The 14953-nt window shown below is 71.2% G+C and carries 17 protein-coding genes and 1 pseudogene; 7 read left to right on the top strand and 11 right to left on the bottom strand.

Annotated elements, in window-relative coordinates; all coding sequences use genetic code 11:
• Nucleotides 1–17 precede the first annotated feature (17 nt).
• Nucleotides 18–1070 (bottom strand): LLM class F420-dependent oxidoreductase, encoded by a 1053-nt coding sequence (locus CGZ93_RS10120; protein WP_094364021.1) that lies wholly within the window; start codon nucleotides 1068–1070, stop codon nucleotides 18–20.
• 25 nt (nucleotides 1071–1095) lie between these two features.
• Nucleotides 1096–2229, bottom strand: coding sequence for a CaiB/BaiF CoA transferase family protein (locus CGZ93_RS10115; RefSeq protein ID WP_094364020.1), 1134 nt, complete (start codon nucleotides 2227–2229; stop codon nucleotides 1096–1098).
• Between the two features lie 76 nt (nucleotides 2230–2305).
• Here CGZ93_RS10115 and CGZ93_RS10110 point away from each other — a divergent pair, with 76 nt between their 5' ends.
• Nucleotides 2306–3475 carry a thiolase family protein gene (locus CGZ93_RS10110; RefSeq protein ID WP_094364019.1) on the top strand — a complete coding sequence of 390 codons (1170 nt, stop codon included), beginning with the start codon at nucleotides 2306–2308 and terminating at the stop codon, nucleotides 3473–3475.
• Nucleotides 3476–3549: 74 nt separating this feature from the next.
• Here CGZ93_RS10110 and CGZ93_RS10105 read toward each other — a convergent pair whose 3' ends face one another.
• From CGZ93_RS10105 to CGZ93_RS10080, 6 genes and pseudogenes are all read right to left on the bottom strand, one after another.
• Complete coding sequence (locus tag CGZ93_RS10105) at nucleotides 3550–4320, bottom strand: 3-hydroxyacyl-CoA dehydrogenase (protein WP_094364018.1); 771 nt, start codon at nucleotides 4318–4320, stop codon at nucleotides 3550–3552.
• Nucleotides 4321–4433: 113 nt separating this feature from the next.
• Nucleotides 4434–4781, bottom strand: coding sequence for a HesB/IscA family protein (locus CGZ93_RS10100; protein ID WP_094364017.1), 348 nt, complete (start codon nucleotides 4779–4781; stop codon nucleotides 4434–4436).
• 112 nt (nucleotides 4782–4893) lie between these two features.
• On the bottom strand, nucleotides 4894–6012 hold the full coding sequence (locus tag CGZ93_RS10095) for a glycerate kinase (protein ID WP_141211162.1): 1119 nt from the start codon (nucleotides 6010–6012) through the stop codon (nucleotides 4894–4896).
• Nucleotides 6013–6044: 32 nt separating this feature from the next.
• Complete coding sequence (locus CGZ93_RS10090) at nucleotides 6045–6548, bottom strand: hypothetical protein (protein ID WP_094364015.1); 504 nt, start codon at nucleotides 6546–6548, stop codon at nucleotides 6045–6047.
• 7 nt (nucleotides 6549–6555) lie between these two features.
• Nucleotides 6556–6858, bottom strand: coding sequence for a PspA-associated protein PspAA (gene pspAA / locus CGZ93_RS10085; protein WP_094364014.1), 303 nt, complete (start codon nucleotides 6856–6858; stop codon nucleotides 6556–6558).
• Between the two features lie 200 nt (nucleotides 6859–7058).
• Nucleotides 7059–7796: pseudogene (locus tag CGZ93_RS10080) on the bottom strand (PspA/IM30 family protein); the annotation flags it as partial.
• 172 nt (nucleotides 7797–7968) lie between these two features.
• Between CGZ93_RS10080 and CGZ93_RS10075 the strand changes: the two are divergent.
• The 3 genes from CGZ93_RS10075 to CGZ93_RS18920 are packed head-to-tail and all read left to right on the top strand — an operon-like array spanning nucleotide 7969 to nucleotide 9222.
• The gene (locus CGZ93_RS10075; RefSeq protein ID WP_094364012.1) at nucleotides 7969–8553 is read left to right on the top strand and encodes a DUF3043 domain-containing protein; all 585 of its coding nucleotides are present in this window, start codon (nucleotides 7969–7971) and stop codon (nucleotides 8551–8553) included.
• 44 nt (nucleotides 8554–8597) lie between these two features.
• The gene (locus tag CGZ93_RS10070; RefSeq protein ID WP_094364011.1) at nucleotides 8598–9035 is read left to right on the top strand and encodes a DUF4178 domain-containing protein; all 438 of its coding nucleotides are present in this window, start codon (nucleotides 8598–8600) and stop codon (nucleotides 9033–9035) included.
• Between the two features lie 10 nt (nucleotides 9036–9045).
• Nucleotides 9046–9222, top strand: a complete 177-nt coding sequence (locus CGZ93_RS18920; RefSeq protein WP_176451722.1) for a hypothetical protein — start codon at nucleotides 9046–9048, stop codon at nucleotides 9220–9222.
• A 47-nt stretch (nucleotides 9223–9269) separates the two neighbouring features.
• On the opposite strand, the gene CGZ93_RS10065 is transcribed toward CGZ93_RS18920, so the two are convergent.
• Nucleotides 9270–10055, bottom strand: a complete 786-nt coding sequence (locus tag CGZ93_RS10065) for a hypothetical protein (RefSeq protein WP_094364010.1) — start codon at nucleotides 10053–10055, stop codon at nucleotides 9270–9272.
• A gap of 41 nt (nucleotides 10056–10096) precedes the next feature.
• A complete protein-coding gene (gene gcvT, locus CGZ93_RS10060) occupies nucleotides 10097–11230 on the bottom strand; it encodes a glycine cleavage system aminomethyltransferase GcvT (protein ID WP_094364009.1) in 1134 nt (377 codons plus the stop codon).
• A gap of 119 nt (nucleotides 11231–11349) precedes the next feature.
• On the opposite strand from gcvT, the gene CGZ93_RS10055 reads away from it, so the two are divergent.
• From CGZ93_RS10055 to CGZ93_RS10050, 3 genes are all read left to right on the top strand, one after another.
• Nucleotides 11350–12822 carry a leucyl aminopeptidase gene (locus tag CGZ93_RS10055; RefSeq protein WP_094364041.1) on the top strand — a complete coding sequence of 491 codons (1473 nt, stop codon included), beginning with the start codon at nucleotides 11350–11352 and terminating at the stop codon, nucleotides 12820–12822.
• Nucleotides 12823–13011: 189 nt separating this feature from the next.
• On the top strand, nucleotides 13012–13185 hold the full coding sequence (locus tag CGZ93_RS18915; protein WP_176451721.1) for a hypothetical protein: 174 nt from the start codon (nucleotides 13012–13014) through the stop codon (nucleotides 13183–13185).
• Nucleotides 13182–14048, top strand: coding sequence for a DUF4031 domain-containing protein (locus CGZ93_RS10050; RefSeq protein WP_094364008.1), 867 nt, complete (start codon nucleotides 13182–13184; stop codon nucleotides 14046–14048). The genes CGZ93_RS18915 and CGZ93_RS10050 overlap by 4 nt, the downstream gene beginning before the upstream one ends.
• A 9-nt stretch (nucleotides 14049–14057) precedes the next feature.
• Here CGZ93_RS10050 and CGZ93_RS10045 read toward each other — a convergent pair whose 3' ends face one another.
• Nucleotides 14058–14921 carry an FUSC family protein gene (locus CGZ93_RS10045; protein ID WP_141211161.1) on the bottom strand — a complete coding sequence of 288 codons (864 nt, stop codon included), beginning with the start codon at nucleotides 14919–14921 and terminating at the stop codon, nucleotides 14058–14060.
• Nucleotides 14922–14953: the final 32 nt, after the last annotated feature.

The following is a 14953-nucleotide window of genomic DNA, read 5'->3' as shown; positions in this document are numbered from 1 at the left end:
CCCGTCAGGGCAACCGGTCAGCCGGCCATCGCGACGAGCGCCTCGATCGTCTCGACCCGGCCCCGGCGGTCGGCGGCCACGGCCTGCACGTTGAGGGTGCTCACCCCGGCGTCGGCGAATGCCTTGACCCGGCGGGCGACGTGGTCGGCGTCGCCGACCAGGGCGAGCCCCTCGATCAGCTCGTCGGGGATGGCCGCAGCCGCGCCGACCTTGTCCCCGCCAAGGTAGCGGTCCTGGATCTCGGCGGCGGCGTCGGCGTACCCGTAACGCACGGCGAGCTCGTTGTAGAAATTCTTCCCGCGCGCCCCCATGCCGCCCACATAGAGGGCGACGTGCTGGCGCACCCGCTGCAGGACCGCCTCGCGCATCCGCTCGTCGGTGGTGATGCAGGCGACGCTGTCGACCAGGATCTGCAGCTCGCCGAGCTCGGGGTCGCGCTTGGCGCGGCCCTTGGCGAGCGCGTCACCGAAGGCGGCCTGGGCGCCCTCGGGCAGGAACAGCACCGGCTGCCAGGCCTCGAACAGTTCGGCGGCGAGCGCGGTGTTCTTCGGCCCGATCGCGGCGAGCAGCATCGGGATCCGGTCGCGCAGCGGGTGGTTGATCAGCTTCAGCGGCTTGCCCAGCCCGGTCCCGCCGTGCTCGGCGTCCAACGGCAGCTTGTAGTACTTGCCGGCATAGTCGGTCGGTTCGCGGCGCCAGATCTTGCGACAGATCTCGGCGACTTCACGGGTACGCCCCAGCGGCGCGTCGTAGCGGATGCCGTGGAACCCCTCCACCACCTGCGGGCCGGAGGCGCCGATGCCGAGCATGAACCGGCCGTCGGAGATGTGGTCGAGACCGGCGGCGGTCATCGCCAGCAGGGCCGGGGTGCGGGAATAGATGTTCAGGATGCCCGAGGCGAGTCGCAGCTTCTCGGTGCGCGCGGCCAGATAGCCGAGGGCGCTGACCACGTCGAAGCTGTACGCCTCCCCCATGATCGCCAGGTCGAGCCCGACCGCCTCGTGGTCGAGCAGCTCGTCGGCGACCTCGCGAAATTCGCCGCTGTAGTTGATCGGCATTCCGATCTTCATTCCCATGTCCTCCTGGTCCGTTCGTTCAGTTCTGGTGGGCCGCGCCGGTGTCGAGCAGGGCGTCGATCTCGAGGGCGGCGAAGCCCCATTCGGTCAGTGCGGCGCGCGTGTCGGCGCCGCGGCGGGGTTCCGGTGTGGGGTCCGGTGGTGGGGCGTCGTCGAAGCGGGGTGCGATCCGCGGCGCGGGGTGGCCGTCGACCTCGCCGAAGGTTCCGCGGGCCTGCAGGTGCGGGTGCTGCGGCGCCTCGGCCAGCGACAGCACGGGGCTGACGCAGGCGTCGGTGTCGGCGAAGTGCTCGGCCCACGCGTCGCGGGTGCGGGTGGCGAAGGCGGTCGCGAACCGGGCGGTCATGGCCGGCCAGCCGCTGCGGTCGTTCTGCTCGGTCGCCGGGTGTACGCCGAGGCCCTCGCACAGCACGGCGAAGAACTGCGGCTCCAGTGCGCCGACGGCCACGAACCGCCCGTCCGCGCACTCGTAACAGCGGTAGAAGGGCGCCCCGCCGTCGACGAAGTTGGCCTCCCGTCGATCGGTCCAGGCACCGTCGGCCAGCAGACCGTGCAGCATCGTGGTCATCGAGGCCGTCCCGTCGACCATGGCGGCGTCGACCACGGTGCCGCGGCCGGTCCGATGCCGCTGCAGCAGACCCGCCAGGATGCCGGTGACCAGGAACAGGCTGCCGCCGCCGAAGTCGGCCACCAGGTTGACCGGCGGGATCGGCCGCTCGGCGGGGCCGCACAGGTGCAGGGCCCCGGCGACGGCGGCGAAGTTGATGTCGTGCCCGGCGGTGTGGGCGAGCGGGCCGTACTGGCCCCAGCCGGTCATCCGGGCGTACACCAAGGTCGGATTGCGGGTCCGGCAGTCCTCGGGGCCGAGACCGAGCCGTTCGCAGGTGCCCGGGCGGAGGCCCTCGACCAGCACGTCGGCCCGCTCGACCAGGCGCAGCACGGCCTCGCGTCCGGTGCTGGTCCTGAGGTCGAGGGCGACACTGGGTCGGGACCGGGTCAGGCCGCCGGAGCCGACCGGGAGCACCCCGGGGCCGGGCCGGTCGACCCGGATCACCTCGGCACCCAGCTCGGCAAGGACCAGGCAGGCGTACGGCGAAGGGCCGATGCCGGCGAGTTCGACCACCCGGATCCCGGCCAGTGGGCCATCGGTCATCGTCGCCTCCTCGCTGTTGCAACCGAGGAGGACGTTACCAGCGAGTCACCCCGACCGGGCCGGTAGCGTGTGGGCCATGAGCGATCGTGATGCCGTCATAGTCGAGGCCGTCCGCACCCCGGTGGGGCGACGCAAGGGAGCACTGTCCGGCGTACACCCGGTGAGCCTGTCGGCGGTGGTGCTGAACGCGCTGGCCGAGCGCGCCGGGGTGGACCCCGGGCTGGTCGACGACGTGATCTGGGGGTGCGTCTCCCAGGTCGGGGAGCAGACCGGCAACATCGCCCGCAACGCGGTGCTGGCGGCGGGCTGGCCGGAGTCGGTGCCCGGGACCAGCATCGACCGGCAGTGCGGCTCCTCCCAGCAGGCGGTGCACTTCGCGGCGGCGGGGCTGATCTCCGGCGCGTACGACGTGGTGGTGGCCGGTGGGGTCGAGTCGATGACCCGGATCCCGATGTTCTCCACCATGAAGGACCCGGAGCTGGGCTCGCCGAACACCCCAGAGCTGCTGGAGCGGTTCGGGGTGAAGGGGTTCAACCAGGGCATCGGCGCGGAACTGATGGCCGAGCGCTGGGGGCTGTCGCGGCAGGCCCAGGACGAGTTCGCGGCCGCCTCGCACGCCCGGCTCGCCGCGGCGATCGACGGCGGGCGGCTGGCCGGGCAGCTGGTCGAGGTGCCGCTGACCGACGGCGGGTCACTGGGGGTCGACGAGGGGCTGCGCCGCGGTACCAGCGTGGAGTCGCTGGCGGAGCTGAAGCCGGTGTTCAAGGCCCCCGAGGACGGTGGCACCGTGCACGCCGGGAACGCCTCGCAGATCTCCGACGGCTCGGCGGCGCTGTTGCTGATGACCTCGGCGAAGGCGCGCGAGCTGGGGTGTACGCCGATTGCGCGGTTCCACACGGGGGTGCTGGCCGGGGATGATCCGGTGATGATGCTGTCGGCCCCGATCCCGGCGACGGCGAAGGTGCTGCAGCGGTCCGGGCTGACGCTGGCCGACATCGGGGTCTATGAGGTGAACGAGGCGTTCGCCCCGGTACCGCTGGCCTGGCTCGCCGAGACCGGCGCCGACCCGGCCCGGCTCAACCCCAACGGCGGCGCGATCGCCATCGGGCACCCGCTCGGCGCCTCCGGTGCCCGGATCATGACCCAGCTGGTGCACGAGATGCGCGACACCGGCACCCGCTACGGGTTGCAGACCATGTGCGAGGGCGGCGGCATGGCCAACGCCACCATCCTCGAGCTGCTGTAGCTCGCTGCGCGTCCGCGGACACCCGGGAAGCGCGCTCACCCGGCCGGCCGGCCGGCCTGCTCAGAGGACGCGGCTCAGCGCGGCGCCATCCGGATGGCACCGTCGAGACGGATGGTCTCCCCGTTCAGCATCGGGTTCTCGATGATCTGGGTGGACAGCAACGCGTACTCGCTGGGGTCACCGAGCCGGGAGGGGTGCGGGACCTGCTGACCGAGCGAGTCGATCGCCTTCTCGTCCAGGCCGGCGAACATCGGGGTCCAGAACAGCCCCGGGGCGATCGTCATCACCCGGATCCGGAACTGCGCCAGGTCACGGGCGATCGGCAGGGTCATCCCGACGATGCCGCCCTTGGACGCGGAGTATGCCGCCTGGCCGATCTGACCGTCGAAGGCGGCCGCGGACGCGGTGTTGATGATCACCGCACGGTCCTCGGCGTCGGTGTCGGTGTGCTCGATGATCGCCTTGGCGGCCAGCCGGATCACGTTGAAGGTGCCGATCAGGTTGATGTTGACCACCCGGGCGAACGCGTCCAGCGGATGCGCCTGCTGCTTCTTGGCCGAATAGACCCGACCCGGCGTACCCACGCCGGCACAGTTCTGCACCACGGCCAGGTCACCCAGCTCGACGGCCGCGTCCACGGCCCGCTGCACGTCGGCCTCGCTGGTCACGTCACCGGGGCTGAAGGTGACCTTGTCACCGAGCTCGGCGAGGTTGCCGCGGGCGGTCTCCGAGTCGAGGTCGAGCACGACCACCTTGGCATCCAGCTCGACGAGTCGGCGTACGGTCGCCAGGCCGAGCCCGGAGGCTCCGCCGGTGATCAGCGCGGTACGGCCAGCTACCTGCATGTGAGTCCCTCCGGGGTCGACAACTGGTCAGTAACCTAACGGATGGCCGCGGAAACGCAGCGAGGGCCCCTCGACCGTGGTCGAGGGGCCCTCAGCAGCCGAACGGCAGGGACTCAGTGGAAGGAGTCACCGCAGGCGCAGGAACCGCCCGCGTTCGGGTTGTCGATGGTGAAGCCCTGCTTCTCGATGGTGTCGACAAAGTCGATCTTCGCCCCACCCAGATAGGGGGCGCTCATCCGGTCGGTGACCACGTTGACGCCCTCATAGGTGTTGACGACGTCGCCGTCGAGCTGACGGTCGTCGAAGTAGAGCTCATAGCGCAGGCCGGAGCAGCCACCGGGCTGCACGGCGATGCGCAGGGCCAGGTCGTCACGGCCCTCACGCTCGAGCAGGTCGCGGACCTTGCCGGCCGCTTCGTCGGTGAGGATGACACCGGTGGTGGCGGTCGTCGCCTCGGTCATGTTGCCTCCAGGTTGGGTGATCGCGCGGGTTGGTCGCGTTCGTCGGCCGAGTCTACCCGGCCCGCAACCGTGCAGCACGATTCGCGGACGGTTTATTCCCCAACCCTCCCCCTCACCACTGCCAGGTGTGCGCCACCCGGGCGGCGAGTTCGGTGAGCTCCTCGGCCGTCACGTCGGCCCCGCTCGGCTCGTCGGCGAAGGACGGCGCGGCCTCGCGCACGGCGTACGCCGACTCGATGCCCATGGTGCGCATCTCGCGGGCGCCGATCACCTTCTCCCCCGCCAGCGCGATGCACGGCGTACCCGCCAACTGGGCCTGTTCGGCGACGAACCGCATCACCCCGCCGCCGCGGGAGGCGAAGTCGAAGCGCGACGATCCGGTGACCACCAGGTCGGCCTGCAGCACGGTCTCGGTGAACCCGTTCGGCGCACCGGCCTCGACCAGCCCCACCAGTTCGGCGCAGGCCTGTGGCCCGCTGAGGATCCGTCCGCCGAGCGCCGCGATGGCGTACGCCGCCCCGCCGCACGCGCCCGCACCGGGCACGGCCGCCGCGGAAGCTTCGGCCAGGGTGGCAAACCGTTCCAGGGTGGCGTCGACCGCCAGCAGCTCGGCCGGGTCGGTGTCGGCCTCGCGGCCGCGCCGCGAGGTGATCCCGCGCAGCCCGAGCAACGGCTGGGTCAGTTCGGCGTCGGGCACCACCGCGAGCAGCTCCATCCCGGTCAACCGCTCCCGGACCGGGTGCAGGTCGAGGTGGCCGATCCCGGCCATCGCCCCCACCCCCTCCTCCAGCGGACGGTCGGCGGTCGCACCGAGGGCGCTCAGCAGCCCGGCTCCCCCGTCGTGGCAGTGCACCGTGGCCAGGTCGAGCAGCAGGCGGTCGGGGCGGTCCGGGGCCAGCACCTCGGCGGCGGCGTGCCCGATCGCGGCGGAGCTGCCCGTCAGTGGGATCCCGCGCTCCGGCGGGCCGGCGTCCAGCACCTCCATGCCGACGGCTCGGGTCCGCTCCCCGCGGACCAGCAGACCGATCCGCCCTCCGGCCTGGCCGCTCAGCTCGACCTCACGACCGATCGTGGCCGCAGCGGCGGCGAGGAATCCCTCACCGGCGACACCGAGCGGCGCCACGGCGAGTTCGGCAACGGGTTGGGTGCGTTGCCAGCCGGACGCGATCGCCACCCCTGCCTCGGCAGCGCTCATTGCGCCGAGTCGGTCACAGGCCACCAGAATTCGCACCGGGTGAGTCTATGGCTCCGCTCCGACAACGGTCAGTAGAGGCCGTTCTCCACCCACTGATAGATCCCCACCGCGATCCCGATCACCACGAACGCGACCGCCAGCGGCCACAGCAGATCCTCCCGGTCGCGCCGGTCGGTCAACGCCCACACACCGGGCCCGAGGGCGGTGAGTACGCCGGCGGTCAGCATGGCGGGGAGCATCTTCCAGGTGTCGGCGGGCCGGCACTGATAGTCGCACGCGGTCAGGCTGGCCAGGGTGAACGTACCCACCGCCGCGACGATGCCGAACCCGCCCGCCACGATCGGCAGCCCGATCCGCACCCAGCGCGGCGGTTGCCAACTCTTGAACAGCGGCACGGCGATCACCACCAGGACGCTGGCGAGCACCGCCCCGACGGCCGGGATGGCCACCCAGGCGGTGTCCGGCGCGCCGAGCATGGACACAACCCAATAGATCGAGCTGCCGACGGCGTACAGGCCAATCAGCGCCAGGATCGCCGAGATGATCAGCCAGCGACGGGAGAGCCGAACCACCGTGGGGTCAGGAACCGCTGCGACCCGGGATCAGGCCCTCGTCGCTGCCGCTGTCGGACAGCCAGCTGCGCACGTCGGCCAGGGTCGCCTCGGCGTCCGGCACGATCAGGTCGGAATCCTCGAGCAAGTCGTCGGGGAGCTCCTGACCGAGGCTGCGGATGGTGCCGATCAGCGTGGTCAGGGCGGCTGTCAGCTGCTCCTGATCGTCGGCCTCGACCGCCGCCTCCACCTGGTCGTCGCACGCGTTCAGCTCGCTCAGGTGGTCATCGGTCATCCGGAACTGGCCCTCGTTGAGCACCCGGATGATCATCGCTGACCCTCCGTGCCCGGCTGCTGCTGGGTCGGGTACGCCTGGAAGTCGTCTCCGCCGGCCGGCATGGCGTGCCCCTGCTGACCCTGGCCCTGCTGACCCTGGCCCTGCTGAGCGGGGCCGGCCTGACCGAACTGGCCGGCCTGACCCGGCGCCTGCTGCTGGGCGCCCTGCTGACCGGCGCCCTGGGCATACCCCGGTCCCTGACCGATCGACTGCCGCTGACCGGCTCCGCCGGAGCCGAGCTGGGCCTTCATCTGGGCCAGCTCGTTGTCCACGTCCGAGGTCGAGGAGAGGGCCTCGAGCTCGCGGGTGATGTCGTCCTTGGTGGACCCAGTCACGTCGTCGAGTACACCGGAGGCGAGCAGCTCGTCCATCGCGCCGGCACGGGCCTGCATCTGGGCGGTCTTGTCCTCCGCCCGCTGCACGGCCAGACCGACATCGCCCATCTCCTCGCCGATCCCGGAGAACGCCTCGTTGATCCGGGTCTGCGCCTCGGCGGCGGAATAGGTGGCCTTGATGGTCTCCTTCTTGGTGCGGAAGGCGTCCACCTTGGCCTGCAGTCGCTGCGAGGCCTTGACCAGCTTCTCCTCCTCACCCTGCAACTGGGCGTGCTGCGCCTGCAGCTCGCCGAGCTGACCCTGGATGCCCGACTTGCGGGTCAGCGCCTCGCGGGCCAGGTCTTCCCGACCGACCTCGAGCGCCTTCTGCGCCTGGGTGTTCAGCTTGTCGATCTGGGTGTTCAGCTGGTTGGCCTGGAGCTCGACGCGCTTGCGGCTGGTCGCCACGTCGGCCACCCCCCGGCGCACCTTCTGCAGCAGCTCCAGCTGGCGCTGGTAGGAGTAGTCAAGGGTTTCGCGCGGGTCCTCGACCTTGTCCAGTGCCTTGTCTGCCTTGGCACGGAACACTGTCGACATCCGCTGGAAAAATCCGCTCATCTGGGCCCGGTCCTTCCGATTCCGAACGCGTACTGTCCACCAGCCTAGGCGGTCGCCGGTAGCACCGGCACCACCGGGCCGCGTCCGATTCGAAATCCCGGGTCGACCCTGAGACAATCGGGGACACCCCCGAGCCACGGTGGCCGGGCGTTGACCGTCGTGAGGTTTGCCCATGGGCCTGTTCCGCCCCTACCGCAAGGACGTGAAGTCCGACCCGGCCGTGAGCGACCCCGAACCCACTCCGGAGCCGCTCGCCAAGGGCCCGCGGAAGAAGGATGCACCCACGCCGACCCGTCGGCAGGCGGAGGCGGCCCGCAAGGAGCGCCTCAACCCCACGCTGTCGCCGAAGGAGGCGCGCCGCCAGTCGGCCGCCGCCAACCGGGAGCGTCGGATGGCGGCGATGGAGGCCCGTGACTCCACCCCGGAGAAGCAGCTGATGCGCGACATGGTCGACGCCCGCTGGAACCTGGGCGAATTCCTGCTGCCCGCGATGGTGCTGATGTTGGCGCTGAGCTTCCTGCAGAGCGTCTATCCGCAGATGTCGATGATCGCCCTGGTCGCGATGTACGGCTTCCTGGCCCTGGTGCTGCTGGATCTGTTCCTGCTCTGGGGCCGGTACAAGAAGCTGCTCGCCCAGAAGCACCCCGGTGTCTCCACCAAGGGCAAGGGGCTGATGATGTACGGCTTCAACCGCTCCATCCAGATGCGCCGGCTGCGGATGCCCAAGCCCACCATCGCCCGCGGCACCAAGCTCTGAGGGCCCGTTCCCGGACCGTCGGAGCGATCGCCTAGATTCGGGGCATGACGATCCCCTATCTGTGCCCCGGCGCCCAGTTCAGTTATCAGGGAAACCCGGTGACCGTGGTCGGGACCGTGTGGTATTCCGAGGACGGCGACTCCTGGGCCGAGCACAAGGTCGGCGGGCTGCCCCAGCCGCTGTGGTTCACCGTCGAGGACGACGAGGTGACCCGCTGGACCCCGCGTCCCGACCTGGTCGGCCTGGAGCCGGGTGCCCGCAAGCTGAACGTCGACGACGGCACCTTCTCCCTCGACGAGTCCGGCACCGCCAGCTATACCGCCCAGGGCGAGACCGACACCGGTCCCAGCGGCACCGTGCGCTACCACGACTACACCGCCGCCGGTGGGGCGATGCTCAGCTTCGAGTCCTTCGACCGCCGTCCCTGGGAGGTCTCGACCGGCCGTCGGGTACGCCCCGAGGACTTCGGCACCCTGCAGTGAGGAGAATCTGATGTGGTACTGGAAACCCGACGCCGGTGAGCTCACCGAACGCTTCGTCGACCAGGCGGCCGCCGAGGAGTGGCTGACCGCCAACTACGAGGACCTGCTGGACGCGGGCACCACCGCGGTCACCCTGTTCGAGGGCGACCGTGAGGTCTACGGGCCGATGTCGCTCGAGCCGGCCTGACCCTTCGACAGGCTCAGGGACCGCCCTTCGACAGGCTCAGGGACCTGTCAGCGGCTCCGCAGCTGCCCCGCGCTCCACAGGTACGCACGCTGGGCGATCTGGCCGCGGCTGACGGCGTACGCCGCGGCGACCCGCGCGTCGAGTTCCCTCGCCAGCTCGGCGATCACCCCGGGCACCACCGGCACCAGCCACAGCTCCCGTGAGCTGGACACGCCGACCAGCACGTCCTGCTCGGCGGGGATGCCGACCTGGCCGAGCAGCCGCGGGAGGTCGAGCAGCCGCGAGGCGGTGTAGAGGTCCCCGCTGACCAGCACTGCCAGGTGCCCACTCCAGGATTCGGGGTGCACGCTGACCGGCTCGGCCAGGGTGGCCGGCATCGCCGCCACCCCCACCCGCTCCAGATCGCTGCGCCCGGGCGTACCGGAGCGCGCCAGCACCTCCCCCAGCGCGTCCACCTGGGCGGTCGTCAGCCGGGTCGCCGAGTCGGCGGTGTCGTGCACCGGAAAGACCACCAGGTCGGCCGGGCCGGGCAACGTCCCGCCACCGGGCAACAGGTCGTCATGGGTGAGCCGCAGGCGTACCTGCTGGATCGGCGGCAGGTCCCCCGCGGCCAGCCGCTCCTCGCGGGCGAGCAGGTCGGCCACCACCCGGTCGGCGGCCGCCTCGGGCGGGCCGGACACCACCAGCGCCTGCTCCACGGCGTACGCCAGGTCGGACAGGCGCTGCGCCAGACCGGAGTCGAGGACGAGATATTGGTCGTGCTCGATCCGGAAGCGCCGCCCGCGCCGTTGCAGGGCGGCCACCACATGGTCCACCGACCCCTGTTGCTGCACCTGCTCCCCTTGCCCCGATTGGCGGTGACCTTCGACTCGCCTCACTCCCCGCGCACGCCAGGCGTGACGAACGGTGGTTTGACGATCTCGAACTCCTCGGTGCGGTTGCGCACCTGCACCGAGACGTGATCCCCCTCGCTGAGTCTGGCATCGATCAGGGCCAGCCCGATCCCGGTGCCCAGGGTGGGTGAATGGGTGCCGGAGGTGACCTCACCCACCTCGGCCTCGTCCGCGCCGAGCACGGCCATGTGCGGGCGCGGGATGGCGCGCCCGATCGCGCGGATCCCCCACAGCCGACGGCGCGGCCCGGCCTCCTTCTCGGCGCGCAGCGCCTCGTGCCCGCGAAACTCCGGCTTCTTCCAGCCGATCGCCCAGCCGATCCGGGCCTGCACCGGGGAGATGTCGGGCGAGATGTCCTGCCCGTGCAGCGGATAGCCCATCTCGGTGCGCAGGGTGTCGCGCGCGCCGAGCCCGCAGGGGCGTACGCCGAGGTCCTCCCCCGCCTGCATCAGCTGCTCCCAGACCACGACCGCCTGCTCGCTCGGCACGACCAGCTCATAGCCCCGCTCGCCGGTGTAGCCGGTGCGGCAGACGGTGAGCCGGATGCCGTCGAGCTCGGCGGCTGCACGCAGAGCAGGGAGTTCGGCGACGTCGAAGGACATGTAGTCGTGACCGGTGGGCAGGCCGAGCCGCTCCAGCAGCTCATCCGATTTCGGTCCCTGCACCGCCAGCACCGCAAACGCGTCGTGCTTGTTGCACACCTCGACCCCCGCCGGGGCGGCCCCGGTCAGCACCTCGACCACGGCCGCGGTGTTGGCGGCGTTCGGGATCAGGAAGACGTCGTCATCGGCGAACCGATAGGCGATCAGGTCGTCGACCACCCCGCCCTCGGGGGTGCACAGCAGCGTGTACTGCGCCTGCCCGGCGTCGATCTTGTTCAGGTCGTTGCTCAACTGGGTGTTCAGGAACTCCACCGCACCGGCCCCGCGGACGGTGGCCTTGCCGAGGTGGGAGACGTCGAAGATGCCCACCCCCTTGCGGACCGCGTGGTGCTCGGCGACGATGCCGCCGCCGGCGTACTGCAGCGGCATCGACCATCCGCCGAACTCGGCGAACTTCGCCCCGGCGTCGACGTGGCACTGGTGCAGCGGGGACTGCTTGCTCGACTCGCTCATGGCCCCAGACCCTAGTGCCGAATCGAGGCGAACGGTGGTGCGGGTAGCCTGACCGGCGCAAGCGATCGAGCCAGAACCCCGTCCGAGGAGTCACCGTGGTCAACCCCGTCCTGCCCCAGATGAACGTCGCCAAGACGCTGCCCGCCGACACCCAGGTCCTGGTGGTCGGACTGGCCGGTGAGGCGAAGGAGCCGCAGCTGGTGGAGCTGCCAGCGACCGTGGACAAGGCGTACCAGAAGCGGTTCGGGGCGGATCTGGCCAGCACCCTGGTCGAGCTGAAGGCGAGCACCAAGGTCGGCAGCACCACCGTTGTCGCCGTGGGTGGCGGGCTGCGGGTGGTCGCGGTCGGGCTGGGCGGCGATGAGCCGACCCCGGCCGTGCTGCGGCGTGCCGCCGGGGCCGCCGCACGGACGGCGGTCGGTCTGGGCGAGGGGGTACGTCTGGCGGTCGCCCTGCCGACCGGTGAGCCGGAGCAGCTGCGGGCCGTGGCCGAGGGCAGCGTGCTCGGCCAGTACGCGTGGGCGCCGATCTCGGCGAAGACCGAGGAGAAGGCCGCCCCGAGCATCACGCTGATCAGCGCCCGCGCCGACAAGGCGGCCAGGGACGCGCTCGCCGAGGTGAGCGCGGTGGCCTACGCCCAACTGGTCGCCCGCGACTGGGTCAACCTGCCCGCCAACCTGCTCTATCCGGAGACCTTCGCCGCCGAGGCCAAGGACCTGGTCCGCGGCACCCGGATCGCGGTCGAGGTGCTCGACGACAAGGCGCTGGCCGCCGGTGGTTACGGCGGGCTGACCGCCGTCGGCGGCGGGTCGGCGCACACCCCGCGGCTGGTCCGGATGAGTTATGCGCCGCGCGGCGCGAAGGCCCATCTGGCGCTGGTCGGCAAGGGGATCACGTTCGACTCGGGCGGGTTGAACCTGAAGCCGGGCGACTCGATGTACACGATGAAATGCGACATGGGTGGGGCCGCCGCCGTGTTCGCCGCGATGCGCGCCATCGCCGACCTGGGGCTGAAGGTGAAGGTGACCGCCTATGGCTGCCTCGCCGAGAACCTGCCGTCGGACACCGCCTTCCGGCCCAGCGACGTGCTCACCATGTATGGCGGCATCACCGTCGAGAACTACAACACCGACGCCGAGGGCCGGCTGGTGATGGCCGACGGGCTGGCCCGCTCGAACGAGGACAAGCCGGACCTGGTGGTCGACATCGCCACCCTGACCGGCGCCTGCATGGTCGCCCTGGGCGGCAAGATCTTCGGCGTCTTCTCCGACTCCGACGAGGTGGCCGACCGGCTGCTCGGTGCCGCCGAGGCGGCCGGCGAGGAGGCCTGGCGGTTGCCGATGGGTGACTGGTCGGCCGAGTCGCTGGACTCCAAGGCGGCCGACCTGCGCTCGGGCGGTTCGCGGATGGGTGGGGCCTCGGTGGCCGCCTCCTTCCTGCGCCGTTTCGTCGACGAGGGCACCGACTGGGGCCACCTCGACATCGCCGGCGTCGGTTACAACGAGGGGAGCCCGTCCGGGGAGGTGCCCACCGGTGGTACCGGGGTGGGCGTCCGCACCCTCGTCGAACTGGCCCGCTCCCTGCAGGGCTGAGCGGATGAGGGGATTCTGGGTTGGAGTCGTGGTCGGTGCGCTGCTGCTCGCTGCGCCAAGCAGGAGGACCCGCTGGCCAGTGCGGATGTCCCGATTCCGGCCGGTGTCACCACCGGCAAGGCGACCCTGCCGACCAGGGGGAACCCGCTGACCGGCGAGAATGCCCTCAACGTCCTCCGGGCAGAGAAAATGCGTTGCGACGCTGACCTGCCGGAGTTCGCCGTGCTGGAGGACAAGCAGGCCTACGACAAGTACTGCCACGCCCAGGCCAAGGTGGGTGAGCGGGTCGACCCCACCCACCGGATCAAGATCATCGGCGCCGGTCATGGGATCCGTCTCGAGGCGGAGCGCCCGTCAAGATGACCGTGCTGATCGACCCGCCGAGCTGGCCGGCGCACGGGACGGTGTTCGCCCACCTGGTCTCCGACAGCTCGCTGGCCGAGCTGCACGCGCTGGCGGAGGCGGCCGGTCTGCCGCCGCGGGCGTTCGACCGGGACCACTACGACGTGCCGCAGCGGTTGTACGCTGCCTGCCTGGCGGCCGGCGCGGTGGCGGCCCCGACCCGCGACCTGGTGGCCGCCCTGCGTGCCAGCGGGCTGCGGCGTACCAAGGCTCAGGTGCGGGCGGAAACCGAAGCCCGCAAGGAATCCCTGCTGACCCGTTGGCCGATCGCCGACAGGGCACCGGCGAAACAGTTGCTCGACCGGTGGGGAGCCCGCGGCCGCTACTACCACGACCTGCGCCACCTCGAGCACTGCCTCGACTCCCTCGACGCCCTCAGCGGCGCGGAGCGACCGGTCGCGCTGGCGGTCTGGTTCCATGACGCGGTGTACGCCGGACGGGCCGGTGAGGACGAGGAGCTGTCGGCGCGGTTGGCGGAAACCGTGCTGACACAGCACCTTCCGCCGTCCGAGGTGGCCGAGGTGGCAAGACTGGTACGCCTGACCGCCGGCCATTCCCCCGCCTCCGACGACCAACGCGGGCAGTTGTTGTGCGATGCCGACCTGGCCATCCTGGGCAGCGAACCCGAGCGCTATGAGACCTATCGACGCGATGTACGCCGCGAGTATGCCGAGGTCCCGGCCGCCGACTTCCGTCGCGGGCGAGCCGCGGTGCTGGAACACCTGCTCGCGCTGAATCCCTTGTATCGCACCGATCCCGGCCGCCGGTTCTGGGCCGAGCAGGCGAGCGTCAATCTCACCGGCGAGCTCGTCGAGCTGCGCTGAGCCCAGCCCTCAACGCCAGTCGGTGATCACATCCTGCACGGCCAGAACGTCGGCGTGGATGTCGGCCGCCGAGCGGGGTCGGGTGACCGGGTGCGCGTTGATCGCCTGCAGCGGTTCGCTGGCCCGGCCGAACGCCCGCCGGGCCCGGCTCACCTGCGGGTGCCAGCAGGAGCCGAGCAGTCGCTGCACCCCGCGGACCGTCTGCGCCTGCCGGGTGCCGCCCTGGTGCAGCACCAGCGCGGCGAACGCGATCGCCCAGTAGGGGTGGGCGGCCCCGCTGAACAACGCGACCGCCCCGGCGAGAAGGGTGGCCACCCCCACCCGGATCGCGATCAACCACACCTCCGAGGGACCGTGCAGTCCGTTGCGCAGCAGGTAGGCCGCATCCGGGCGGCCGAGTGAGGAGTCGCGCAGCTGTTCGGGTTCGAAGTCTGGGCGAAACACCGGCTCGGCCCAGTCGTCTCCCTCGGCGTTGCCCCATGGCTGCGCCTCGGCACCACCCAGCGCCGGGTCCACCAGCTCGGCACTGCGCCGGGTGTAGCGGGTCTGCAGGATGCCGATCCGTTCGAAGATCTCGGCGGCCGCCGGGGTCAGCGGGCCCTCCCCGACGCTGTGGCGAAAGGAGGTCCACGCCTGGTGCAACGCCTGGGACGCCGCCGGGCGGATCCGGCGTACCTCCTCGGCATCGGCCCGCTCGAACGCCTCGACCGCTTCCTCTGCGGCGGCCACCGCGCGCCGCTCCGGTCCGTGCGGACCCCAGACCAGGTCGAGCATTCCGACGGGGACCGCGATCAACCCGCCCAGGGCCGTCAGCCCGACGAGCAGCCCCAGCCCGAGCCCGTGCCCGGCCAGTGGGACCAGCAACAGCAGCACGGCCACCGGATGGCCGGCGGTCAGCCCGCCAA

Origin of the sequence: Enemella dayhoffiae (genome assembly GCF_002250625.1) — a bacterium.
GTDB lineage: Bacteria > Actinomycetota > Actinomycetes > Propionibacteriales > Propionibacteriaceae > Enemella > Enemella dayhoffiae.
This window is presented reverse-complemented; position numbering and strand designations above follow the sequence as displayed.